The organism is Dehalobacter sp. TeCB1 (assembly GCF_001707455.1).
Taxonomy (GTDB): domain Bacteria; phylum Bacillota; class Desulfitobacteriia; order Desulfitobacteriales; family Syntrophobotulaceae; genus Dehalobacter; species Dehalobacter restrictus.
The window spans coordinates 120,755-145,808 of sequence record NZ_MCHF01000005.1 but is presented as its reverse complement, the minus strand read 5'-3'; the positions used below and the strand labels follow the sequence as shown (position 1 = coordinate 145,808).

The window sequence follows — 25,054 nt, the reverse complement described above, 5'->3', positions numbered from 1 at the left end:
GCTTTATTTTTTTGGCAAATATTTCATTACTTCCAAATCTTCTATGGTTATTAATCCTTCGTTCACGACCTCGTCCAAAAAAAGCAGAAAGTCCTGCAGATATTCGGCGCTGTCTATCACTTCAATAACAATCGGAAGGTCATTGGAAAGGTCCAGTATTCTTGACGTTTTTATTCTCGTATTGGCGCCGAATCCTTCAATTCCCCTGAAGACAGTCGCACCAGCCAGGCCCAGCTCTTTGGCCTTTAAGACAATTGTGTGATAAAGGGATACTCCTTTATATTTACTGGCTTCTCCAATATAGATACGGATTCTTCTAGCCTGACCAGATATTTTTACCATCGAGATCCCTTCCTTTATTTTATTAATAGCTGAGTCAGGCTCATTCCAAGCCAGACGGCAATCAGTCCGACGAGCATGCTTCCCAGACCGTTCAGCACAGCTACAATAATCTCTCCGCTCTTAATAAGATTCAGGGTTTCAAGGCTCAGCGTAGAAAAGGTTGTAAACGCACCCAGAAAACCCACAGATATAAATAAACGGGTATTCGGGCTGGTCACCAGATTTTCGACTCCTAGTACATAGACAATACCCAGCACAAAACACCCCAGCATATTGACGACGAAGGTCCCCCAGGGAAAAGTATAAAAATATTTTTGATAAATCCAGGTGGAGAGCACATAGCGGGCAATAGCTCCAAGTGCACCGCCTAAACCAATCACCAGATAGACGGAATAACTCAAAGGAAGATCAGCCTCCTGCAAAGTTAAATACTCCCTGAAAAAAGAGTTATTTAAGTATAGCATTTCATTCCGGCATATTTCAATAAAAGCTCAGGAAAAAAGCTCAATACTTGAATACTTGAATACTTGAATAGGAAGATACGAATTGACATTTTGAGCAATAAACATTATATTAATAATATGAATTCGATAATCATTATCAAAATTGTCATAACAATTTGAACAAAATATAAAATTGTTAAAATTCATAAGGAGACTGCAATGGACGCTACCTTCCTTACAATGGACAAGATACCCGTAAACTCGAATGCCAGAATTGTCAATATACACATGGATGCTGTATTAAGAAAAAAACTGACAGATATGGGCCTGGTCAAAGGGACAGAATTTAAAGTTGACGGCCAAGCTCCGTTGGGGGACCCTATGAAGATTAATCTGAGAGGATATCATCTGGCTATCCGTAAAAGCGACGCCAGGAAAATTCAGGTTGAGAAGATTTGAAACAGATAATAGCAATCTGCCTCCCTACTTTTGGCCATTAAATGATAATCATAATCACTATCATATATAGTCTTTGATTATGAATGATAAGCACCGCAAATGATACCTTGTTAAAACAGGAATAGACAGCAATAAATATTGAAACAAATATTGTACGAAATGCTTAATCGCAAGTGTTTCAGGGGAAGGATAACAGATGGAAAAGAATTTTACGATAGCTCTCGTTGGAAACCCAAACTGCGGGAAAACAAGCATTTTTAATGCGTTGACAGGCGCGAGGCAGCATGTTGGCAATTGGCCGGGAGTAACCGTTGAGAAAAAAGAAGGTACGGTCAGTTTCAACGGGAATGAGATCAGCGTAATTGACTTACCCGGGGCGTATAGTCTTTCCGCCAGTTCGGAAGATGAAATGGTTGCGGTAAACTATATTTTGCAGGAAAAACCCGATGTTGTTGTGAACGTGATTGACTCAGCAAATCTGGAGAGGAATCTTTATTTCACGTTACAGCTGATTGAGATGGATACAAATGTAATCATTGCTTTAAATATGACAGATGAAGCAGTGAAAAAGAATATTTTCATCAATACAGCGAAACTTAGAGATGCTCTTGGCCTATCGGTTGTCACTACAGTGGCAACGAAGAACAAAGGGATTTGGGAGCTGCTGGAGACTTCAGCGGCAATGAAAGTAAAACCAGGCCGGCCCGTCCAGCCAGACTATTGGCAAACGATGAACCGGGAATCTGGAGCTTTGGCTGAGGCCCTGGTCGAAGAAGGTATTGCTGGTAAAGAATCGGCGAACTTGGTGGCTGTCAGGCTGCTGGAGGATGAGGCTTTTGCTCAAACGCAAATAGCAGGTTGTCCTACCCTGGAAAAACTGGCTGACAAGGAAAAAGACAGAATAACCAGCCGTTTTGGTCTTGAACCCGGAATCTATCTGGCAGACCAGCGTTATATCTTTATCGGCCAAATCATTAAGGATTGTGTCCGTAGGGAAACGCCTTCGCAAAGAGATCTGACAGAAATGATTGACAGGGTCGTGACAAATAAATGGATCGGGATTCCTTTGTTCTTTGTAATCATGTTTTTGCTGTATCAGATCACAATGGGTCTCGGCAATAATGTTCTTGGGGGCTATGTGGACAGCGCCTTCGGGATCCTGGGGCGGTATGTTTCCGGCTTGCTGGTAAACGCTCCGGTCCTGGCTAAGTCCTTTGTCAGCGATGCCCTGATCGGCGGGGTGGGTTCTGTACTCGTATTTGTCCCGATGATGTTTACCATGTATTTCTTGATTTCTTTTCTCGAAGACAGCGGTTATATGGCCAGGGCAGCCTATGTTATGGACCGGCTGATGAATGCTGTCGGGCTGCACGGAAAAACGGCCGTTGCAATGATTGTCGGCAGCGGCTGCAATATGGCCGGAATCATGTCCACCCGAACCTTGGACAGCCGGAAAGACCGCATGATCGGCATTTTAATCAGTCCGTTTATTTCCTGCAGTGCTAGGCTTCCAGTCTATGCGCTGTTTGCCGGGGCATTCTTCAGGGGCAAAACAATCGGCATCATACCGTTGGCAGGATTGGTCATTTTTTCACTGTACCTTTTAGGGATCATGGTTGCTGTTGCCGCGGGGAAAATCCTGAGTGAAACACTGTTCAAACAGAAAAAATCCTACTTTGTTATGGAACTTCCGCCTTATCGTCTGCCAACGCTGAAGAGCCTGATACAGCACATGTGGGAAAAAACGGAGTCGTTTGTCAGAAAAGCAGGGACTGTGATCCTCGGGATCGTCGTTCTGATCTGGATACTTTCTGTTTTCCCAGTCGGCGTTGAACCAGGCAGTACCGAAAGTCTCCTTGGAAAATTAGGCGCAGTCATCGCACCTGTATTATCCCCGGCTGGTTTTGGCAGCTGGCAGGCTTCTGTAGCACTTCTTGTCGGGATCGGTGCCAAGGAAGCAATTATTGCGACGTTCGGGTTGGTTTACGGGACAGGCGAAGGAATGCTCGGAACAGTCTTAGCACAGCATTTTACGCCGCTCTCCGCCTATGCCTTTATGGTAATGACCCTACTTTATTCACCCTGTGCAGCGACAATCGGAATAATTAAAAAGGAGACTAATTCTGTTAAATGGACACTGTTTTCTGTTCTCTACTCACTGATCATTGGCTGGATCGCGGCGGTGCTGATCTTTCAGCTCGGTTCGTTGTTCATCTGAAGAATAGGCAGGAGGTATTGCGATGCTGATCAATTTGTTAACAGAAATTGCCGATAAACAAGCAAACTCCTTTTCTTCGCTGGCAAAAAGATTAGACCTCGATCCAGAGATGATCAAACAGATGCTGAATGACCTGCAACGACTTGGATACCTGACTGCGGATAATGTAGCCTGCGTCAATGAACCATGTAAGGGGTGCGGGGGCTGCTGCAGCAAAGGAAACGGAGAAGCGGGAGCAATCTTGTGGACGCTCACGGCAAAGGGGAGGGTGCTTTTGGAAAGTTTAAAAAATACTGCCAACAGTATAAAACAATTAACAGTATCTTCTAGATTTAAAGTTACGCTTGTTTAGGAGTTCACCCTAGCAGTTGGAAATATGAAAAAACCATTCATCTACTATGATCTGTTATTTATTGCTGTCGAGATTCATCATGCCGTTAATGTCGACCACTTCCATTCCTGACGGCAGGTCGAAAGTCCCAGCGGGTACGGCACCTGTTCCAATTTGCAGGTTTTTGAATTCCATAGTGGTCATCTCGCCCCCTGCCTCATATTGGGCCTTCACAACAATGCCGTACTCGGTGCTGATCCATTCCTTGACAGTTGATCCTTCGCTGGTGAAAGTAAGGACTTTGCACTCCATGCCATTGACCGTTTCAGTCCCGCCTATTGTATACTTAGATTCAACGAGACCACTGACATAATCAACAGGGGTGGTGATGTCCGGACCGTTATATTCACTTAACGTCATTCTCATGGCGCTGTTCTGACCCGAGATATAAGTAGTAAACTCCTTCTTGGACTTATCAAAAATAAAAGTCATCTTTGGGCCGTTAAAGGTGCCCTCCATTTTCATTTTCTGATCCTTGAGCCAGACTTTGCTTTCCGAAGATGCTCCGCCGCCAACAATCACATAATCATAGGTCATCTCTTTGACCAGCTGTCCTTTTCCGATCAGACCGGATACAATTTCATTATCATCAGGTAAAGTTTGCGTTTCTGTTTCTGTCGGAGCCGAGGTTGCTTCATTTTGGGCAGCTGATTCTTCTTTCCCGCCGCAGCCGGATAAAGCCCCAACGCAAAGAAGCAGCAAAACGAGCAAAAGCGCAAGATACCGTCGCGTCAATCTCATGATATTTTCCTCCTATACCTTCTTTTGTATTCGGATAATGGAATTTAAAGATTTAATCATTCCATAAGAATGATGGCAACTCTATTAGCGAATAAATCTTCAAAAATGATATTTTGTTAAACGATATTTCGTTATATTATTTTTCGTGATGACTCGTAAAAAGTCCTTTATATACGTATCATTTTATTCCAAAAATTAGAACACCATCCTGAATACTGGAATATTTTTTTTGGTTTCAGTGATAAAAAGTCAGAGGAACAAGTATTTGAAGGAACAAGTATTTGAATGTTAGATTTTTTTCCATTCCATGGTATAATATGATGGTCGATTTTTGATTCGACCAAAGCACAGCCATATGAAATGATTGGGAGGGTTGGTAATGATGAATAACAATGTTGAAACTAGGGAGTTTCAGACAGAAATCACCCAGCTGCTGGATATTGTTATTAATTCTCTCTATACGGAGCGAGAGATCTTCTTAAGAGAATTAATATCCAATGCAGCTGACGCTACGGAGAAACTGCGCTACTGCAGGCTCACCGAAAATGAGATAAGCGAATCCGAACAGCCGCTGGAAATTTCCATCGAAACGGATGAAGAAAAGCACACGCTTACCATTACCGATAATGGGATCGGAATGACCAAAGAAGAACTAATTGAAAATCTGGGTACGATCGCCCATTCAGGATCCAAGGAATTTATCAGACAGCTGACAGAGGTCAGGAAGGCCGGATCCGGAAGCAATACCGATTTAAGCCTGATTGGACAGTTCGGCGTCGGATTTTATTCGGCGTTTATGGTTGCGGAGAAAGTAACACTTTATACCCGCTCTTTCAGACCGGACTCTGAAAGCTGGATCTGGTCTTCAAACGGAGCAGGAAGCTATTTAATAGAACCGGGTGACCAAAGCAATTATGGGACCAGGATCGTTCTCCAGTTAAAAGAAAATGCCTATAATTTCAGCAAAGCTGACGAAATCAACAGGATTATCAAACAGTATTCGAGTTTTGTCCCTTATCCAGTGAAAGTCAACGGTGAAAAGGTCAATACCGTCGAAGCAATATGGACGAAAAACGCATCTGAAATCAGTGAGCAGGAATATACGGAATTCTATAAATATATTGACAATGCTTTTGACGAGCCATTCTACAGAATGCACTTTTCCTCCGATGCACCGCTTTCCATTAAAGCACTGCTGTTTGTGCCCGGAGAAAATTATGAGCGGTTCGGCTTCAGTAAAATGGAGAGAGGCGTTAACCTATTCTGCAAAAAAGTCCTGATTCAGGAAAAATCCGAAGCCATCGTGCCGGAGTGGATGCGGTTTGTACGCGGCGTCATTGACAGTGATGACCTTCCCCTGAACATTTCCAGGGAGACCCTTCAGGACAATGCGCTTGTCGCCAAACTGAACAAGGTAGTCACTGGCAGATTTTTAAAGTATCTCGAAGAACAAGCCAAAGATGATCCGGCCAAATATAATCAATTTTGGGAAAAATTCAGCAGGTTTATCAAAGAAGGAGCAGCTTCGGACTATGCCCACAAGGACGCACTGGTCAGGCTCCTGCGCTTTGAATCCAACATGACGGCTGAAGGTGAGCTGATTTCACTGGAAGGCTACGTCGGAAGAATGAGAGAGGAACAAAAAGCGATCTATTATGTCAGCGGCTCCAACCGTAAAGTGATTGAATCCGGGCCGTATCTTGAGATCTTTAAGGACAAGGGCATTGAAGTGCTTTATACGTATGAACCGATTGATGACTACATCTTAAGCGGGCTTCCAGAGTTCAAAGAGAAGAAGATTGTTGCGGCCGAACAGGACAGTCAGGATCTGCCGGATTTAGATGCTGAGCAGCCCAGTAATGCCGAAAGTGATATTCCCGAGGATGAAGTGAAGGCCTTATTGGATTGGTTCAAAGAAACTCTTGGGGACAGGGTAACCGAGGTGCGTGCTTCCAAACGTCTCGTGGACAGTCCCGCTGTTGTGCTCAGCTCATACGGAACGCATAGCATGCAGAAAATGATGCAAATCATGAATAAGGATATGGAAGGTATCCCAGCGGGGATTTTGGAGATTAACAGCCAGCATCCGGTCATTCAAGGAATCAATGAGCTGCGCAAGTCGGGCGACACATTTGCTGCGGCAGCGGCAGAACAGATTCTGGAAAACTCCCAGATTGCCGCCGGGCTGATCGTCGATCCCAGGAGTATGGTCAGCAGACTCTACAACATCCTGGAAAGAGCGGTTGTGAAGAAATAATACCGGAGTGATTATTATTACCATTCTACTCTACGGGTTGATAGCAGGTCTGGTTACCGGGCTTGGCGCTGTCATCTCTATCTCGATAAAAAATATCACGAACAAGATACTTTCAATATCGCTCGGATTTGCGTCAGGAATCATGATCGGGATATCTGCCTTAAGTCTGATTCCGACCAGCTTGGACATGAGCAACAGTATCATTTGTATTGCCGGTTTTGCAGCCGGGGCTCTGTTCTTGTTTCTGGTGGATATTTCAATGCCGCACATTCACAAGGTTGAAGCGGATTTGAGTAACTATGCCAAGATGGGGTATTTTATCGCGCTCGGAATTACACTGCATAATCTTCCCGAAGGGATCGCGATCGGCGCGACCAGCGAAGTATCGTATCACATGGGTATCATGACAGCCTTAACAATCGGTCTTCATAATATTGCTGAAGGTCTTTGTGTGGCGATGCCGCTGTGTCTCGCCAACGTCCGTAAATCGAGGGTCGTCCTGATCACGACCATGACCGGTATGTCAACGCTGCTCGGTACCGGGCTGGGAATGATTCTTGGCCTGATCTCTCCGCTTATCATCGCTTTCTTTCTGGCGTTTGCGGCCGGAGCAATGATCTATATCAGCAGTGACGAACTGATTCCGAAAAGCCACCATTCCCACAGTGAATATGCCAATGTCGGCATCATGCTCGGCTTCATTCTGGCATTAATCCTGTCATAGAATTATCTGTGGCATCAATTACTTTGTGTCATCAAGCTATCGTTTTTCACGAGAACCAGCGGGAAAAAAATCGTAAAGGACGTTCCTTCTCCAGGGGTGCTTTCGACCCGTATTTCTCCTCCGCGAAGGTACACCAGTTCCGATACGATTGCCAGGCCGAGTCCCGATCCTTGGCCTTTTCCATGGGAACGGGAACGGTCTCCCTGGAAAAATCTTTCAAAAATATGAGGAACGTCTTCAGCCGGGATTCCTTCACCGTTATCCTTGACGGATAGAATAAAACGGGAATTCTCTGATTTGGCGAGGATATCAATCGTTCCGCCGGAAAGTGTATGTTGAATAGCGTTATTAACAAGATTGTACAGAATCTGTTTCAGTTCATCAGGTTTTAATGGAAGCACTTGCGACGTATCCAGGACTTCCGAGACGAAATCGTCAATTGTCCGGAAATCCTGGCCGTTGAATCTGAAAGTACGGTCTTTAAGCAGCGGGGCCAAAAGCGGCATAAGTTCAGGAAGCACATCGTGCAGTCCGGAATTGAGCTCTTCGGAATGATCGCTGTTTATTTCTTCTTGGGCAATCCGATTTAAGGTCAGAAGACCTTCGGTAAGCCTGATCAGTCTTTCTGTCTCGATCAGCATAGTCTGATGGGCAGCATCTAAAGTTTCTTTATCTGTCATACCCGTCCGCTGAAGTATTTCCAGGAAGCCTCTGATCGAGGTCAGCGGAGTCCTGAGTTCATGAGAAGCATCGGCAATAAACCGGGCCATTCGGTTTTTAGCCGATCTTTCCGTATTTAGAGCATTTTCCATCTGTCCGAGCATATGGTTTAAAGCTTCCCGAAGCTGCTGAATTTCCGAAGCGGTTTTATTCATATACGGAAGGCGCAGGTCATAGCGGCCGGCGGCAATCTTGCGGGCCGTATAGGAAATGTTCAGAAGCGGTTCCAATGGTTTCTGCAAAACCAGCGCCGTAAAAAATGTACTGAGCAGAATAATGATGATCGCGTTAAAAGTATACCCTCTGAGATTTCGGCTCAAGATCAGGTCCTGCTCAGCCAGCGGCTGACCGATCAAAGCATAGCCCGCATAGGGCTGAATATCGTTGTTTTGTTCCAGGGGGAGACTGTTTACCGAAAGCTGGTTCGTTACGACCGGGGCCACCATCAGCATATACTGCTGTTCGTCGGTATCCTCAAAAATAAAACATCCGCCGGATCTCGCCTTCTCAGCAAGATCAAACTGCAGTTGGCTGCGGCTGAGATTAGGGACCGTGCTGTTCGCTTTGCCGTAGCTGTAAACAATCGATTTAAGTTGATGGTCGCTGGTATAAAACGCCACAAAATTTCCCGGGCGGAGTTCGGAGAATCTTCCCGGAGGAAACTCACTGCTCGAAAGCCAGCTCCCCATACTGTTCCGTATGGCGTAATAGTCTGAAAGCAGGTTCTGCTCCACGCTCTGATACAGGGAATTTTTCAAGGAAGTATACTGAATAGCCCCAATTAACGTAAAAAAAATGATATGGCACACCCAGAAACGCAGCAGGAGCTGCCCTACAAGGGATTGCCGCCAAATATTCAATTTTTCCAGAGGATGAATTTTCATGATGATCTCCCTAATGTGATCATACTTAAAGCACAACAATTGAAATGTTAAACATTCAATGCGTCATGATATTCCTGTGTAAAATGCTTGATATTTGATATCTCGTGCAGACTGCCGGTTACTGCTGCTCCGTCTGCAGGTGGTAACCGAGGCCCCTGACGGTTTTAATAATTGTATGGTCCAGATCCCCAAGTTTCTCTCGAAGATAGCGGATATATACCTCGACGATATTGTCCTCTCCTTCAAAATCGTAACCCCAGATGTGAATCAGGATTTGTTCTTTACTCAACGTTTGGTTGCTGTTCCATAATAGATAGGACAGCAGTTTATATTCAGTAGGAGAAAGCTGCAGAGGCTGATCATCGAGCAGGATTGACTTTTTCAGTTCATCGATCGTAAACCGGCCAATGGTTCTTTTGCCGGATAGATCCGGGAAACGGTTACGCAGCTGAACCTCGATCCGGGCCAGCAGCTCGTCAAAGTGAAAAGGTTTGACCAGATAGTCATGGGCTCCGAGGCGCAGTCCTTTGACAATGTCTTTGGATGTATCCTTGGCAGTCAGCATAATCATGGAAGCACCGGATATTTCCGGGATGGATTCACATAGTTCATATCCGTCCATGACCGGCATCATAATGTCAAGGATGATGACATGAGGTTCAAAGACAGGGATTATTTCCAGTGCCTTTTTTCCATTGTCCGCTGTTCCGATATCGTAACCCTCCTGCTTCAGCCCCAGGCTGAGCATCTGGCGGATTGAAGCGTCGTCATCCACGACAAGTATTCTGAATTTATTGGCCATTCGTTTATTCCTCCTGTGTCTTTAAAATACACGATTATTCTGAAAGGAAACTGAATACAGTCATATTTGTCTGAATATCGCCATATATTACTATTTTAACGGTTTGAGCAATTTTAACAAGAATTTTCTGCAGCTCAGAATATCCGGATATGCTGCTTAGAATATACAAAAATGATTACGCAGGAAATACGAAATGTATAGATTGGATGAATCGTATAATCATGGTAAAATAATATGATAAACCCAAGGAAAGCTTGGAGGAAAAGTTTGCAAAGAAGTGGTGAGACCATGAAACAACAGATTTTTAATGAATTGCTTGCGAGAAAAATTCTGATTCTGGACGGAGCAATGGGGACCATGCTTCAGCAGAAGAATCTGTCTGCTGAAGATTTTGGAGGGCCTGAGCAGGAAGGCTGCAACGAAATCCTGACGCTCACCCGTCCTCATATCGTGCGTGATATTCATGAGGCCTATCTGAAAGCCGGTGCGGATATCATTGAAACCAATACCTTCGGAGGTACAAATATTGTCCTTGGGGAATATCATCTCAGGGACAGGGATATGGAAATCAACGAGGCTGCGGCACGGCTGGCCCGCGAAGCGGCCGACAAATGGGCCACAGCGGAAAAACCGCGGTTTGTAGCTGGATCCATGGGTCCGACGACCAAGATGCTGGCCTTTGGAGGCGGTATTGCTTTTACTGACCTCGAAGAGGCTTATTACCGCCAAACTCTTGGCCTTATTAAGGGAGGCGTCGATCTGTTGATCGTCGAAACTTGTCAGGATACGCTGAATATCAAGGCGGCAGGACTCGGAATCCAGCGTGCCTTTGCTGAACTTGGGTGGAAAGTGCCGCTGGTCGTTTCCGTGACGATTGAACCCTCGGGTACGATGCTCGCAGGGCAGAATATTGAAGCCTTATATATTTCGATACAGCACCTGAAGCCGGTTGCCGTCGGCATGAACTGCGGTACCGGCGCAGAACTGATGAACGATCACCTTAGAACATTGGAGGGAATTGCCGCTTGTGCCGTGAGCTGTTACCCGAACGCTGGGCTACCGGATGAAGAAGGCGGTTATCGGGAAACTCCGGAAGAGTTTGCCGGAAAGATGGCCGCTTACGCAGCCAAAGGCTGGCTGAACATCGCCGGCGGCTGCTGCGGGACGACGGACCGCCATATCGAAGCGCTGGCCGCAGCCCTGGCCAAGTATGCTCCAAGACGGACAATGGCAGCGGAACGGAGCAGCATCACCGGGCTTGAACCGGTCTGGCCCGAAGAAGACAACCGCCCGCTTCTGGTCGGCGAGCGGACCAATGTGATCGGTTCCCGCAAATTTAAGGAACTGATCGCCGGTGAATATTATGAAGAAGGTTCCGAGATTGCCCGAAACCAGGTCAAGAAGGGTGCTCAGATCATAGATGTCTGTGTGGCTAATCCCGACCGGGACGAACTGGAGGATATGGTCAGTTTTCTACCCCATGTTGTTAATAAAGTCAAAGTGCCGCTGATGCTGGATACGACCGATCCTGCGGTTTTGGAAGCTGGACTCCGGCTGATCCAGGGCAAAGCAATTATCAATTCGATCAACCTTGAAAATGGACGGGAACGCTTCGATGATGTTGTTCCGCTGATCCGAAAGTTCGGGGCTGCAGTCGTGGTCGGATTAATCGATGAACAGGGTATGGCCCTGACCCGGGAGCGCAAGCTCGAAGTGGCCGGACGCTCTTACGATCTGCTGGTGTATGAATATGGTCTTTCGGCTGCCGATATTATCTTTGATCCGCTGACATTCCCGGTAGGGACCGGGGATGCTAAGTATCTCGGTTCCGCAGTTGAGACCATTGAAGGCCTGCGCCTGATTAAGGCCAAATATCCGGAATGCAAGACGATTCTTGGGATCAGCAATGTCTCCTTCGGTCTGCCTGCGGCAGGCCGGGAAGTGCTGAATGCCGTATTCGTCTATCTGAATACCGTAGCCGGGCTGGACTACGCGATTGTTAATTCCGAAAAACTAGAACGTTATGCGACGATTCCGCATGAAGAGAAAAAACTGGCCGAAGACCTACTCTTAAATACGAATGACCAGACCTTAAAAGCCTTTACCGATTTTTACAGAGAGAAAAAGGTCACGGAACAAAAACAGACGTCCAGGCTTTCCGTTGAGGAACGGCTGGCAGGAACGATTGTTGAAGGCTCCAAGGAGGGCCTGGAAAACGATCTGTACGAGGCCCTGACGAAATACCGGCCGCTCGAAATTATTAACGGCCCGTTGATGAAGGGGATGGAGGAAGTCGGCAGCCTCTTTAACAGGAACCAACTGATCGTGGCTGAAGTTCTGCAGAGTGCCGAAGTCATGAAGGCAGCGGTGACCATCCTAGAGGCCTATATGGAAAAAGCCGAAGAGGCGGTCAAAGGGAAGATCCTGCTCGCGACGGTCAAGGGCGATGTCCATGATATCGGTAAGAATCTTGTGGAAATCATCCTGTCCAATAACGGTTATAAGGTGATTAACCTTGGCGTCAAAGTCAGTTCTGAACAGCTGATTGAAGCGGCTAGGAAAGAGGCCCCTGATGCGATCGGGTTATCCGGACTTCTGGTCAAATCAGTTCAGCAAATGCTGCTGACGGCCCAGGACCTGCAGGCAGCCGGAATCAATACCCCGCTGATTCTCGGAGGCGCGGCTCTATCCCGAAAATATACCGAAGAAAAGATCGCTCCGCAATACGGCGGACCGGTCCTGTATGCGCGCGACGCTATGGATGGCCTGAATCTCCTGAATGGTCTGAAAAGAAAGTCAGCCAATGATTCCGGAAGCTATAACGCAGCTAAAAATAATGATCAGGCCGGTAATGCTGGTACGATTTCCGGTAACATCCCAGACAGTATCTCCGGCAGTATTTCTGACAACCACATCGAAAATAAATTTTCGCCGGTCAGCTTTGACGGACCTACCTGCCGCCCGCAGCATACAGCACGGGAGGTCCTTCTGGATTATCCGCTGGCGGAGATTATCCCGAACTTGGATCTGCCTTTTATCCTGAGGCGTTATCTCGGTGTCAAAAACAAACTGCGCCACTCTTCCCAGGAAGAAATCAAGGCAGCGGAAAGTCTCCTGCTGGATTCCGCAGATGTTTCTCAAGATAAATCAGCCAAAATCCAGATATTTGTTCAGGATTTCCTGGAAGAGATCCAAGAACACAAGCTGATTACGGTCAATGGGGTATTTGCGTTTTATCCGGCCTGTGCGAACGGAAATACGGTCGCTATTATGGATTCAAATATTGTCCTTGAAGAACTCAGTTTTCCGCGTCAGCAAAAAGATAATGGCCTTTGTCTGGCTGACTATGTCCGCCCCCGGAACAAGCATGTTGGACAGGAGCAGGCGTATGATTATCTTGGAATGTTCGCGCTGACCACGGGCCTGGGGATTAAAGAAAAGGCCGAGAATTACCGGGACAAGGGTGAATACCTGAAGTCTTTTCTTCTTCAGGTTCTGGCCCTGGAGCTGGCTGAAGCATTTGCTGACATCATGCATGAGAAAGTGCGTAAAATCTGGGGGATTGACAATGGCATCCGGGTTTCTCCGGGCTACCCGATCTACCCTGCACTGGAAGAACAGGCTAAGCTATTCAGACTGCTGAAACCGGAGGAGATTGGAATAACGCTGACAGAGAATTTCATGATGGACCCCGAAGCGTCTGTTAGCGCTGTTGTTTTTTCTCATCCCGAGGCTAAAATATTTAATATTAACCGTTGATCTCTGCAATAAACGCCATGAAATCCCGTCTCGAGACTGAGGCGGGATTTTATGCGTTTTTGTATCGTTAACCAATTTTTATAGAATCTTATTGTTTGTATTCGAATTTTTCAAAAACCATAGTTTTGCCTTCTTCTGCTAAATAGACTTGAAGCATAATTCTGATTTTGATCAAATAGTTCATAAGAATTTTGGACAGTTGGATTTTGAACAACAGGCTGGACGAAGGTACTCGGTGCTTCCTGGTTAGGAGAAGGAACTATCGGCCCGGGGACTATTTGGTTCTGCGGACGGATTCCAGTCGGGAAGGACTGAAGATTTTTACCAAAGCTAAACAAGCCTCTCCGTGTTTTTTGACGCTTTCTGTTTTGCTTTTCAATTTTTTTTTCTGCTTTGGTTTGTTTTCTCCCGCGTACACCTGCTTCAGATTCTATTCCTGTTTCTGTTCTTTTTGTCCTTTTTATACCTTTACTTGTATTAATAACTGTACCTGGACCGGTGCTTATTCCAGTACCGGTACCATTTCCTGATCCTGCTTCTGTCACCATTGTCTTTATTCCTGTGCCACTGTTTGCCTGGGGATTTCCGGGCAAGAGGAATGAAGGGGGATTTCCTTTAAAAATGACTTTATTAATAAGCGGATAGCCGACCCGGTTCAATAAAAAGGTACCGGTTTTACGGGCCATAGGAATACCTATTCTTTTAGCAAGTGGAAGTCCGACTTTCCTGGCAATGGGCATGCCAATTTTTTCAGCAACGAGGGGACCAACTTTACCGGCGATGTATGGCTGAAGTTCCCTCAGTACAATCGGTGCAACTTTTTGCAGAAGATAGGAGGGTTGACCAATACTCATGGGGATTCCTCCTTATGGTTATAATGGAATATATTTACAATAAAAGGATATGTTTTTTTGACGGAAGTGTGTTTGTCTTGATTTATTTATTTTGCAATGATTTGGGACTTAAGTAATGTTTTGCATGAAATCTTCAAGAACTAAAATCGCAAGCAAAACGTAAAATAATCCATATAGAAGGCCTTAGATGCATAAAAACGCCAATAAAAGGCTATTGCTTACTATATATAGTATTGATAAAATAAGGAATATACAAGATATAGGAAGGATGAGGGTATTGCGCTGTCCTTTTTGCCAGAGTGACGACACGAAGGTGCTGGATTCCAGACAAATTGAGGAAGGTACTGCTATCCGACGCAGGCGGGAATGCGATGTCTGCACAAAGCGTTTTACGACGTATGAGCGCTACGAGGATTTTCAGCTGATTGTCGTGAAAAAGGATGGCAGAAGAGAGCCCTTTTCCCGTCACAAACTATTGTCCGGATTGAACAAGGCCTGTGAAAAGCGTCCCGTGTCCACTGAGCAGCTGGAAACAATGGTCACTGATATCGAAAGAGAAATGCGTGATATCAACGACCGCGAAGTGCCGAGCGAATTGATCGGTGAGGCCGTCATGAAAAAACTGTTTGCAGCAGATGAAATTGCGTATATTCGCTTTGCTTCTGTTTACAGGCAGTTCAAGGATATTCAGAAGTTTATGGAAGAGTTGAACGGACTGGTAAAGCGTCGCAAATAAAACAGTCCCCCAATTGAGATCCTTGCGATAAAGACAGGATATCCATGCAAATAAATATATATGGGAGCAGGAGGACTAAGCCATGTACGTTGTGAAAAGGGATGGAAGAAGAGAAATTTTTAATCAGGAGAAGATTCGCAAGGCGGTAGAAAAGGCTTTTATCGCTACCGAAACCCCCAATGTCACCAACTGGGCGAAGATCGTTACCGACAGGGTATTCTCGGAATTAGAAGCTGCTTACAGTAAGAATGAAGGCTTCCAAATCGAGCAGATTCAGGACAAAGTCGAAGATGTCCTGATGCAGACAGGAAATACCAATGTCGCCAGAGCATATATAAGATACCGCTTCCAGCATGAAATCATTCGAAATCAGGAAAGCGCCAAAAACGATAACAATCAATTATTCTCTGATTACCTGGGGCTGGGAACCTGGGAAATCAAAGAGAATTCCAATATGGGATTTTCGGTTCAGGGGCTTAACCGGTTTGTAACCAGCAAAGCGACCAATGCTTTCTGGCAGTCCCTGCTTCCGTCTGAAGTCGGCAAAGCGCACGATTCCGGTGCTTTGCATAATCATGACATGGGAGATCTTGCTCCATATTGCGTCGGCTGGGATCTCAAAGACCTGCTTCTGGTAGGTTTTAGGGGCGCGGAAGGCAAAACGACCTCCAGACCGGCCAAACACTTTCGTTCCGCACTCGGACAGATCGTTAATTTTGTTTATACCTTACAGGGAGAAGCTGCCGGTGCTCAGGCACTCTCCAGCTTTGATACCTATCTTGCTCCGTTCGTCAGAGTGGATAACCTTGATTATAAACAAGTCAAACAGGGGATTCAGGAATTTATTTTCAATGTCAATGTCCCGACCAGGGTAGGTTTCCAGTCTCCATTCTTTAATATTACGCTCGATGTGCGGGCGGCCGAATCAGCCATCAAAGATGAACCCGCTGTCGTTGACGGCAAATTCCTGGATACGCCGTACCGGGAATATCAAGCTGAGATGGATATCATCAATATGGCGTTCTGCGAGGTCATGCTCGAAGGTGATGCTGACGGCAATATTTTTAGCTTCCCGATCCCGACGTATAACATCACGAAGGGCTTTGACTGGAACAGTGAAGTATCGAGAGCGATCTTCAAAATGACCGATAAATACGGAATCCCGTATTTTGCGAACTTTATCAACTCCGATATGAATCCGGAGGACGCCAGAAGCATGTGCTGCCGTCTGCGTCTGGACAACAGGGAACTCAGAAAACGCGGAGGTGGCCTGTTCGGAGCCAATCCGCTCACAGGAAGCATTGGAGTTGTAACCCTGAACCTGCCGTTGTACGGCTATCTGGCTAAAGGCAACTGGGATCAGTTCATCACACTGATTGATAACCACATGAACATCGCCCGGTCCTCGCTGCAGACCAAACGCAAAACGCTGGAGATCCTGACGGACAATGGCTTGTACCCCTATACCAAATTTTATCTGAGAGATATTAAAAAACGTTTCGGCAAGTACTGGACGAACCACTTCTCGACGATCGGTCTGGTCGGCATGAATGAAGCGATCCGTAATTTTACTTCGGACGCCGATGACATCACCACTGTTTTCGGACAGAATTTTGCCAAGGAAACATTGAACTATATGAGAGACCGCATCCAGGAATTCCAGGAGCAAGACGGAGACCTCTATAACCTTGAGGCAACGCCCGCGGAAGGTACGAGCTACCGTCTAGCCAAAATCAACAAAAAGCATTATCCCGATATGATTACGGCCGGTGACAATGAACCCTATTACACGAACTCCACTCACCTGCCTGTGGGCTATACCAGCGACCTGTTCCGCGCCGTGGAGCTTCAGGATGACCTGCAGACGCTTTATACCGGAGGGACCGTGCTTCACGGTTATCTGGCTGAAAGTCTCGATGATCTTGCCGTCGCCAAGGCTGTCGTACGCAGGGTATTTGAGAACTTCCAGCTGCCGTATTTCACGCTGACTCCGACCTTCAGCATCTGCGAAGACCACAAATATATCAAAGGTGAACATTTTAACTGCCCCGAGTGCGGCAGGGAAACCTTAGTCATGACGAGGGTCACCGGCTTCTATAGACCGATCTCCGCCATGAACCCCGGCAAACAGGAAGAGAAACAAGAAACTGTTAAATATCGTGTTACGGGCGTCACGCCAAGTCTGTTTGACGGCGTAGCGAAATAACAACCCAAGTCAATAATGCGAACTTTGCAGGAATGGCATAAAAAGGGATGGATAAAAGATTATGCTGATGGATATTGAACCTTTTTCTCTGGTAGATTATCCCGGTCATATTGTCGCAACCGTCTTTTTTGGGGGATGCAATTTCCAGTGCGGTTACTGCCAGAACCCTGCCCTGGTCGATGTGAAGGAGAAGCCGTCGCAGACTTCTCCTTCCGCTGTCATAGAATTTATGAAGACCAGAAAAGGGCTATTGGACGGAGTATGTCTAACGGGCGGGGAGCCGCTTTTATCTACGGACCTTGTGCCTTTGGCTAGGGAAATCTGGGAACTAGGCTTTAAAGTGAAGCTGGATACGAACGGCAGCAGCCTTGAAAAACTGCAGGAAGTTGCGCCTTGCTTAGACTATATTGCGATGGATATCAAATGCACTCCGGAAAAATATCCGGAGCTGACCGGATGCAGGAACAGTGGCGACAAGATATCCGAAACGGTCGAATGGATCAAAAACAGCGGAATCCCATATGAATTCAGGACAACAGTGCTGCCGGTCTGGCATCCTTTTGAGGATTTAACCGTGATCCGTAAGCTTCTTGGCCAGGAGACCAGCTGGGTGCTCCAGCAATTTCGCCAGCCCCCCCAGGGAGTCCTCGATGGAAAAACCTATGAAGCATACCCGGATTCCTGGCTTAAAGAAATGGGAGAGAAGCTAAACTGCCCAGTCCGCGGCTTGAAATAAAGAATTAAAGATTAAGGATGATTCCTGTATTGAACAGAGATCATCCTTAATTTTCATTCTTGTCAGAAATGCTTTTGAATATTTGTCTTGCTGCTGCAAAAAATGTTGACCATATCTCCATGGAATACTAAAATAGTAAAGAATGGTATTTTTTTGAAAAATATTTACCTTCTTGTAAGAGTGAGGAGAAAAATGGCTGTCTATGTAACTGCAAATGCAAATCTGGATGTGAACCCAGAATTAAACACAGACATAATCGCAAACATATATCCAGCTATTAATACAGATATTAGTAAACATATGAAGGAAAATTCACGAGAGCTGTATGTTTCTTTTGAATATTCGGCTGAACGGGTTGAAAAGATTAGAACGATTCAAGGCCGAATATGGGATTCTGAAAAGAAGCACTGGATTGTGCCTTATTCCAAAGAAACCATTATTAATTTATTTAAGCTATTTCCGAATGAAATTATTATCAATTCCAAAATCCCTAAGAGATTAGGAATAGATACTATTATTGAAAACCATATTTTTGATCGTATGCAAAAAGAACTGAAAATCCAGGGCTATAGTCATAATACTACGAGTGTTTATGTTGACAACGTTTTTTGTTTTTTATTTATAAAGATCCGGAGAACATTACGGATCAAGATATCAAAGATTATTTGCTGTATCTTTTGGAAAAACAGAAATGTTCCCATGCCTATGCAAATCAAGCAGTTAGCTCTATTAAATTTCTATTTCGTTGTATTTTGAACAAAGAAACAAACAGTAAATTACCCAGACCAAAAAAAGAAAAAAAACTACCAGATATTTTAAGCCAGCTAGAAATTGAACGTATTCTTATGGCCTCGAGGAATCTTAAACATAAGGCTATTCTTACACTTGTTTATTCTGCTGGACTAAGAGTAAGTGAAGTATCTTCCCTAAAGGTAAACGACATTGACAGCAACAGAATGCTTATCCATCTCAGGCAAGGGAAAGGCAGGAAAGATCGGTATACCATATTATCAAGTGGGGCCTTAGAAATCTTAAGAAAATACTACGCAGCACAGTATAAATTGGATGATTGGTTGTTTCCCGGGGAAGAAAAAGGTGCACATATCTCAGAAAGGACTATTCAAAAAATATTTGTCAATGCCTGTAAGTATGCATCTATAGATAAAAGGGTATCCGTACACTCCTTAAGACACTCCTTTGCCACCCATCTACTTGAGGCGGGCATAGATTTAAGGTATATCCAGGAATTACTTGGACACAGCAGTTCAAAAACAACGGAAATATATACTCATGTTAGCATAAAAGATCTTGGTAAAATCAAAAGTCCTCTTGACAGCATTGGAGAAAGCTGGAATAACAGCTAAAGGAAATATTCCCGAACTAGGTTCGTAAATACCTCCATATTCAGATATAATACGAACCTAGTTCGGGAAAAAGACGTTAGCCGAAATTTCCCATTCCTCTGTATTCCTTTGTAGCTTTGTTTTGTTGGTTGGGAGGTTGGTTGGAGAAATGAGAAAAGACCTCTGCGAGAGAGGTCTTTTAATTATAAGACTGTTTATTCGTTAATAGCCACATCTGATTCTATGGAGTCATGTGATTCTGACGGTAAAGAACCTAAATCATATCTATAATGAAAGGTACCTCCGCTACCATCAGAATGAGGTTCGAACCCATTTGGTACATAGAAGTTATATATCAATGAAGGATTCCTAATATCAGCAGTAATAAACCTACATCCAGCGCCCATTACATTGTCAGGACTATTTAATGAGTGTCCATATGCAATGGTATCTTCTAGCATATATACACCAAGTGCTTTACCTTTGTATCTTAAATCACGTGCGATCCTGCAAAGTTTTAAAGCAGGTAATTGAGGAAATCGTGTGTCTAAATCTTTGATTTCAGCAGCATTATCTAATTCTAATACAATTGAATCTGTCGCTAAAGTAATATATCCTGCGATAATATCATTATGTAAGTATACGGTGGTAAAAGAAATTCTCTGTTTCTGATGCTCTAAAGCTTCTTTTTGTAAGAAATTATTTAAACTTGGTTCTTCGCAATAAAAATCCCCTATATTATGATAAGGGGATAGGCGTTCTACTTTAATTTCATTTAATATATCCATTACTTTTTCTTATAAGAATTGATTCTAGTATACAATCTATCTAATTTTTCAACTTTGCGTACATCTGTCTTACTATTCATCACTGATCTGATCAACTTTGTTGCTTCAAATCCTTTAATGGATGGTGTTGCTTCAAATGCTTGCGCCATACTATCACTCCTTCGCATAAAACGCCTATCTGTCTTCATATAATATCACCTTCCAAATATTGTTTCAATACTATATGCATAGTTTTTCCAATATAGAAAGGATAATACTGTATTTATTTAATATTATTATCATTTTCACTTCATAGCGAATAGGTTATATAACCTATTCGCTATGAACCATTAAATTTCCTTCATTTTGTTTTTGGGGATTTGTATTTATTGCAAATTATTTTTGCTTCAGTACGCTGTGCCGAATATGTTTCTAAGAAACATATTCGGCACAGCGTACTGATACTCCTTCTTTATGTCAGTATTTTTTCTTAAAATAAACTCCAGATGTATGTGTATAAGTTATACGCATAACGAATAAAGGAATTTTTAATAAATATATGGAAATATAGCTTATGTTGTTCTATGGAGCATGGGAAACTTCGGCTAACAGCGAATTCCCAAAACTTAGAATATATGAATGATGTAAGACGCTTCGGGAATTCACGGGACGTTAAATGAAATTGGTCGCAGGAACGCCGCGCCGTCCTGGCGCGGATAAATCAAGCATTACTTTGAAGTTAATTAAATACGTAAGGAGGCAAGAAAATGTCTGATGTAGAAGAGAGTATAGCTTCCAGCATTAACGAAGAGTTAGATTAAATATTCACCCACAACGCAAAGAAGAATTATTGAAAAAGTTATTCTTGCAGCTCTTGGGAGTATTCCGTGGGTTGGAGCTTTTTTTAGCACAATGGCAACATTAAAAACTGATGAAGGATCAATGAAAACTAATTATTTACAAACGAAATGGCTTGAAGAACACGAAAATAAGATTCGTGGATTACTAATAACATTGTCAGAGATTGATACCCGATTTAATTCCATTGGAGATGAAATTGAAGAGAGAGTCACAAGTGAAGATTATTTAAAACTTGTTCGTAAATCCTTTAAAGTGTGGGATGACGCAGATACTCATGAAAAACGTAAGTATGTCGCAAATTTACTTTCAAATGCTGCTGGAACTCGTTTGTGTTCCGACGATGTTGTCAGATTATTTATAGAATGGATTAGGTTATATAATGAGTTGCATTTTATGGTTATACGTATAATTTTTGTTAATCCTGGATTTACAAGATATGACATATGGGCGGAAATGTACGGTGAAGAATTACCTAGAGATGATTCAGCAGAAGCTGATCTGTTTAAATATGTTATTCGAGAGCTTAGTACTGGCGGCGTCGTTAGACAGGCTCGTTCAACCACAGGAGATGGACGGTTTCTTAAGAAGAGAGCAGCAAAGAACCAAAGACAAAAAAATGCACAAACGATGGAATCTGCTTTCGAAGGGACAAAACAATACGTGCTGACCGATCTCGGAAAACAATTTGTACATTATACGATGAACGAGTTGGTAGAAAGAATAGAATCATAAATTATACAAGTGAGGATTTTTATATGGCTAATCCAATGCAGTTAGATATCTTAGAACAAGGAATAAATGCATGGAATAATTGGAGAAATCAGAATCCCAGTATTATACCTGATTTAAGTAGCGCTAATTTGCGTATGCGAGATTTGAAGAATGTTAATTTCAGTAATACGGATCTTTTTATGACAGATTTATCTGAGGCAGATTTAACAAAAGCAAACCTTTGTAATACACATCTAGGGACTACAAGATTTTATGAAACCATTTTGAAAAGGGCTTCGATTTGTGATTCCAACCTTGAAAACGTTGACCTTGGAGGATGTGACCTAAGACATGTAAATTTTTGCAATAGTAATCTTCGACGAGCAAATTTAAATGGGACAGAAGACCTTTGTATTTTTATATTTGTAGTACAACAAGAGCAATTATTGGTAAATTAATTTTATAACTGTAAATTAAGGATGAGTTTTTACACGGTCTGTCCGTGGTCGGCTCCGAATTTTAGGTCGTCCAACTTTACATAACACGCAGTTCTCGCAACTTTACATAGATGCATGCGGTCATGACACATCGGCAATTCGCGGGACGTGACTCTAAAATCTGGCTTTCGGGGCTATATCAAGAAGCTATACTGTCTTTTCCCGTGAAGGATTCTCCGGATTTCAATTATTTCATCAAGTACAACATAGAAAACAAGGTAATTTCCTATTACTAAAATGCGGTAGTTTAGATGCATAAGGCGCATGTCTTTGGGCACAGACCCAATATATGGAAAAGCTTCAAGCTTAGAAATTGTTTGATCGACTTCGTCTAGGAAGGATAGTGCAGCGGAGGGATCATCCATCTGGATATACTCAATAATGCTGGTCAAATCTTCTTGGGCAATTGGAAGATATTCAACATGATATTCCTTATCCATTGATCTTATCCCTCAAAGTTTTCATAAAGTCTTTGTGTGAGATTCTCTCTATTCCTGAATTACTTTGCGCTTCGGCTTCACCTAGTTTTTGATAGAGCTCTAATAGAGTTTGTTGTTTTTCATATAGGGCCATACTCATAACAACAAGATCTCCTTGACCATTCTTAGTTATGAAAACTGGTTCACCATCTTTGTGGCAGATTTCAGATATTTGGTTGAAATTATTTCTTAGATCAGAAATAGGTTTTATAGTAGGCATAAGCATTCTCCTTTATCATTATATATATTAACATTATATCATAATTGTGATAGGCATATGCAAGAGCCAGATAAGACGTATTTTCCTTATATTGTGTAATAAGCCTCATCCTAAAGCATCTCAACTTTGAAAGGTGATTTGATAGGTTCATAGACAAGCATTCACCATCTGAAGCCCGTCTGCGTATGCTGTAATTAAAGCTACCAAAAAGGCGGGAATAAAAATGAATGAACAAATCACTGAACGTACGCCGGTTGTTATTGCGGCTGAGATTAATAGAATCAAACAACAGACTTGTAAAATTATGCTTACCAATGCCATTGAGGTTGGCAAGCACCTGAAGGAGGCCAAAGCCCTGCTTCCGTATGGAGAATGGGGAAAATGGTTGATCGAATCGGTGAGCTATTCCCAGCGCACAGCCAACAGACTAATGCAGCTCTTTGAAGAATATGGAGATAAACTGTTCGCTTCCATCGGTGACGGTGGCAGCTCAAATTCGTCAGCGCTGACGAATTTAACCTACTACCAGGCTCTCCTCCTTCTGGGGATTCCGGAAGATGAGCGGGAGAAATTTATCCTGCAGCATAATGTTAAAGATATGACTTCCCGGGAGCTTGATCAGACTCTCAAAGAACTGAACCAAACCGCTCCGGAGAAAGTGCAGGCTCAAGTCACGCCAATACCAAATAATCCTCAGGATATCAAAATAGAATATATAACCGTCAAAAAAACCGACAAACCAAAAAGTGCGCCAAAAACTGCAGCCCCCTCAACCTTTACCACGGAGTATGAAGAAAAATGCGCCACTTGCTGCAAAACGATCGCCGATACGTTCTACGAACTGCTGACAGCGCTCGGACAACTGGCCAGACTTGATCCGGCGGTGAAGGAAAAATGCAATAAAGACGCGAGCCGGCTTGCAGAAAATATGGTCGAAAGGCTCAAAGAGTGGCCGCCTGTTGTCAAGACGAATATGAAGGTTGAGACCTACGCTATCCATGAAAGGTGGTAGAATCGCCAACTCCTTACCAAAAGGAGAAGGCACCAGACCGCTGGGAATCCCGGCAGTCAAAGACACAGCATTCTTGCGGCTGATCAACAAATGGCTGTAACCTTGGGAGAATACATAATTTCCTGAGGTTTTCTTTTGGGACAAAGCCATTGCCTAACACTGTGTTTTAGCGACACTTTGCCAATATTAGCTAAGCAGTTTATCTTTGAAAATTTGGTTTATTATTAAATTCATAGTATTTAGCTATGATTGATGAACTTAATACACCAAGAACAATGAAGTTAATAAGTGCCATTAATGTTGAACTAATCTCACTCCGCATCCAAGGTGCTATGTTTACTAGTGTTTGCATTATTCCAGTATTACCAATATAAAAAAGTGAGGATACGCCTAAACCTTTAATTAAATAATAGTCTTTGCCAGTTAATCTGAGAACAATAGCAACAATAACGCCTAATCCAGATCCAAGAAGAAACTGAACGATGTAACCTATTAGAATTCCAACTGGGGTATATAGAACGTCAGTATTTAGCAAAATGTTTCCAGCTACTACCCAAGGTGGCGTAAATTGAATACCAGATAAAAGAAGTATCCAGTCTATTGAAGTCATGACAATCGCTGCAATTATTCCGCTGATTGTTCCTATAGTGATAGTATCATTATATTTTTTCAAAGTAGTACCTCTTTTCTAACAGAATGATACAAATATAGTCTGTTCAGAAAAAGAGAATTTTATCAATTACTAATTAAGTTAAGCCCTATAGACTTTACGTATGAATAAAAATGTTTTTGGTATAAGAAGGAGACGCCATCCACAGACTGTGTAAAAACACAGAAAATGATGGATAGATATGGTATAATTTAGTAGGGTAATTGGTTATGAGGAGAATAA

The 25,054-nt window shown here is 43.6% G+C and carries 25 protein-coding genes; 14 read left to right on the top strand and 11 right to left on the bottom strand.

From position 1 onward, the window contains the following. Positions 1-3: 3 nt before the first annotated feature. Together A7D23_RS01665 and crcB are read right to left on the bottom strand one after the other, a co-directional pair. A complete protein-coding gene (locus A7D23_RS01665; protein WP_015043783.1) occupies positions 4-342 on the bottom strand; it encodes a DUF190 domain-containing protein in 339 nt (112 codons plus the stop codon). A gap of 14 nt (positions 343-356) precedes the next feature. Next, on the bottom strand, positions 357-764 hold the full coding sequence (gene crcB, locus A7D23_RS01660; protein WP_019226016.1) for a fluoride efflux transporter CrcB: 408 nt from the start codon (positions 762-764) through the stop codon (positions 357-359). Between the two features lie 240 nt (positions 765-1,004). Between crcB and A7D23_RS01655 the strand changes: the two genes are divergently transcribed. The 3 genes from A7D23_RS01655 (at position 1,005) to A7D23_RS01645 (ending at position 3,814) form a co-directional block, all read left to right on the top strand. After that, on the top strand, positions 1,005-1,244 hold the full coding sequence (locus tag A7D23_RS01655; protein WP_015043780.1) for a FeoA family protein: 240 nt from the start codon (positions 1,005-1,007) through the stop codon (positions 1,242-1,244). 196 nt (positions 1,245-1,440) lie between these two features. After that, the gene (gene feoB, locus A7D23_RS01650; protein WP_019226017.1) at positions 1,441-3,462 is read left to right on the top strand and encodes a ferrous iron transport protein B; all 2,022 of its coding nucleotides are present in this window, start codon (positions 1,441-1,443) and stop codon (positions 3,460-3,462) included. A 22-nt stretch (positions 3,463-3,484) separates the two neighbouring features. Continuing rightward, entirely contained in the window at positions 3,485-3,814 is a 330-nt protein-coding gene (locus tag A7D23_RS01645; RefSeq protein ID WP_019226018.1) for a FeoC-like transcriptional regulator, read from the top strand. A 54-nt stretch (positions 3,815-3,868) separates the two neighbouring features. On the opposite strand, the gene A7D23_RS01640 is transcribed toward A7D23_RS01645, so the two are convergent. Beyond that, the gene (locus tag A7D23_RS01640; RefSeq protein WP_019226019.1) at positions 3,869-4,594 is read right to left on the bottom strand and encodes a hypothetical protein; all 726 of its coding nucleotides are present in this window, start codon (positions 4,592-4,594) and stop codon (positions 3,869-3,871) included. A gap of 379 nt (positions 4,595-4,973) precedes the next feature. Between A7D23_RS01640 and htpG the strand changes: the two genes are divergently transcribed. Both htpG and A7D23_RS01630 read left to right on the top strand, forming a co-directional pair. Continuing rightward, complete coding sequence (gene htpG / locus A7D23_RS01635) at positions 4,974-6,851, top strand: molecular chaperone HtpG (protein ID WP_019226020.1); 1,878 nt, start codon at positions 4,974-4,976, stop codon at positions 6,849-6,851. Positions 6,852-6,858: 7 nt separating this feature from the next. After that, positions 6,859-7,575: a ZIP family metal transporter gene (locus tag A7D23_RS01630; protein WP_015043774.1), complete on the top strand. Its 717-nt coding sequence runs from the start codon at positions 6,859-6,861 to the stop codon at positions 7,573-7,575. Between the two features lie 14 nt (positions 7,576-7,589). Here the strand turns inward: A7D23_RS01630 and A7D23_RS01625 are convergent, their stop codons facing one another. Further along, positions 7,590-9,179 (bottom strand): HAMP domain-containing sensor histidine kinase, encoded by a 1,590-nt coding sequence (locus tag A7D23_RS01625; protein ID WP_019226021.1) that lies wholly within the window; start codon positions 9,177-9,179, stop codon positions 7,590-7,592. A 118-nt stretch (positions 9,180-9,297) separates the two neighbouring features. Next, positions 9,298-9,981 (bottom strand): response regulator transcription factor, encoded by a 684-nt coding sequence (locus A7D23_RS01620; RefSeq protein ID WP_019226022.1) that lies wholly within the window; start codon positions 9,979-9,981, stop codon positions 9,298-9,300. Between the two features lie 267 nt (positions 9,982-10,248). Here A7D23_RS01620 and metH point away from each other — a divergent pair, with 267 nt between their 5' ends. After that, complete coding sequence (gene metH / locus A7D23_RS01615) at positions 10,249-13,740, top strand: methionine synthase (protein ID WP_019226023.1); 3,492 nt, start codon at positions 10,249-10,251, stop codon at positions 13,738-13,740. A 110-nt stretch (positions 13,741-13,850) separates the two neighbouring features. Here the strand turns inward: metH and A7D23_RS01610 are convergent, their stop codons facing one another. Beyond that, positions 13,851-14,594 (bottom strand): hypothetical protein, encoded by a 744-nt coding sequence (locus A7D23_RS01610; protein ID WP_019226024.1) that lies wholly within the window; start codon positions 14,592-14,594, stop codon positions 13,851-13,853. A gap of 277 nt (positions 14,595-14,871) precedes the next feature. Here A7D23_RS01610 and nrdR point away from each other — a divergent pair, with 277 nt between their 5' ends. From nrdR to A7D23_RS01590, 5 genes are all read left to right on the top strand, one after another. Next, the gene (nrdR, locus tag A7D23_RS01605) at positions 14,872-15,330 is read left to right on the top strand and encodes a transcriptional regulator NrdR (RefSeq protein ID WP_025206092.1); all 459 of its coding nucleotides are present in this window, start codon (positions 14,872-14,874) and stop codon (positions 15,328-15,330) included. 82 nt (positions 15,331-15,412) lie between these two features. Beyond that, entirely contained in the window at positions 15,413-17,536 is a 2,124-nt protein-coding gene (locus A7D23_RS01600) for a ribonucleoside triphosphate reductase (RefSeq protein WP_019226027.1), read from the top strand. 61 nt (positions 17,537-17,597) lie between these two features. Beyond that, positions 17,598-18,272 carry an anaerobic ribonucleoside-triphosphate reductase activating protein gene (locus A7D23_RS01595; protein ID WP_019226028.1) on the top strand — a complete coding sequence of 225 codons (675 nt, stop codon included), beginning with the start codon at positions 17,598-17,600 and terminating at the stop codon, positions 18,270-18,272. 192 nt (positions 18,273-18,464) lie between these two features. Beyond that, complete coding sequence (locus A7D23_RS16315) at positions 18,465-19,028, top strand: hypothetical protein (protein WP_019226029.1); 564 nt, start codon at positions 18,465-18,467, stop codon at positions 19,026-19,028. After that, positions 18,911-19,636, top strand: coding sequence for a tyrosine-type recombinase/integrase (locus A7D23_RS01590; protein WP_242871481.1), 726 nt, complete (start codon positions 18,911-18,913; stop codon positions 19,634-19,636). The genes A7D23_RS16315 and A7D23_RS01590 overlap by 118 nt, the downstream gene beginning before the upstream one ends. Positions 19,637-19,830: 194 nt before the next feature. Here the strand turns inward: A7D23_RS01590 and A7D23_RS01585 are convergent, their stop codons facing one another. Continuing rightward, entirely contained in the window at positions 19,831-20,403 is a 573-nt protein-coding gene (locus A7D23_RS01585; protein ID WP_025206091.1) for a hypothetical protein, read from the bottom strand. Further along, a complete protein-coding gene (locus A7D23_RS15925; RefSeq protein ID WP_019226032.1) occupies positions 20,403-20,552 on the bottom strand; it encodes a hypothetical protein in 150 nt (49 codons plus the stop codon). The genes A7D23_RS01585 and A7D23_RS15925 overlap by 1 nt, the downstream gene beginning before the upstream one ends. A 742-nt stretch (positions 20,553-21,294) precedes the next feature. On the opposite strand from A7D23_RS15925, the gene A7D23_RS01580 reads away from it, so the two are divergent. Together A7D23_RS01580 and A7D23_RS01575 are read left to right on the top strand one after the other, a co-directional pair. Then, positions 21,295-21,975 (top strand): hypothetical protein, encoded by a 681-nt coding sequence (locus A7D23_RS01580; protein ID WP_019226033.1) that lies wholly within the window; start codon positions 21,295-21,297, stop codon positions 21,973-21,975. A gap of 23 nt (positions 21,976-21,998) precedes the next feature. Continuing rightward, positions 21,999-22,412 carry a pentapeptide repeat-containing protein gene (locus tag A7D23_RS01575; protein WP_019226034.1) on the top strand — a complete coding sequence of 138 codons (414 nt, stop codon included), beginning with the start codon at positions 21,999-22,001 and terminating at the stop codon, positions 22,410-22,412. A gap of 173 nt (positions 22,413-22,585) precedes the next feature. On the opposite strand, the gene A7D23_RS01570 is transcribed toward A7D23_RS01575, so the two are convergent. Both A7D23_RS01570 and A7D23_RS01565 read right to left on the bottom strand, forming a co-directional pair. Continuing rightward, the gene (locus A7D23_RS01570; protein ID WP_019226035.1) at positions 22,586-22,891 is read right to left on the bottom strand and encodes a type II toxin-antitoxin system RelE/ParE family toxin; all 306 of its coding nucleotides are present in this window, start codon (positions 22,889-22,891) and stop codon (positions 22,586-22,588) included. Then, positions 22,884-23,150, bottom strand: a complete 267-nt coding sequence (locus A7D23_RS01565) for a type II toxin-antitoxin system prevent-host-death family antitoxin (protein ID WP_019226036.1) — start codon at positions 23,148-23,150, stop codon at positions 22,884-22,886. The genes A7D23_RS01570 and A7D23_RS01565 overlap by 8 nt, the downstream gene beginning before the upstream one ends. Before the next feature lie 223 nt (positions 23,151-23,373). On the opposite strand from A7D23_RS01565, the gene A7D23_RS01560 reads away from it, so the two are divergent. Further along, positions 23,374-24,162: a DUF3102 domain-containing protein gene (locus tag A7D23_RS01560; protein ID WP_019226037.1), complete on the top strand. Its 789-nt coding sequence runs from the start codon at positions 23,374-23,376 to the stop codon at positions 24,160-24,162. Positions 24,163-24,361: 199 nt separating this feature from the next. Here A7D23_RS01560 and A7D23_RS01555 read toward each other — a convergent pair whose 3' ends face one another. After that, positions 24,362-24,835 carry a hypothetical protein gene (locus A7D23_RS01555; RefSeq protein ID WP_019226039.1) on the bottom strand — a complete coding sequence of 158 codons (474 nt, stop codon included), beginning with the start codon at positions 24,833-24,835 and terminating at the stop codon, positions 24,362-24,364. Between the last annotated feature and the right edge of the window lie 219 nt (positions 24,836-25,054).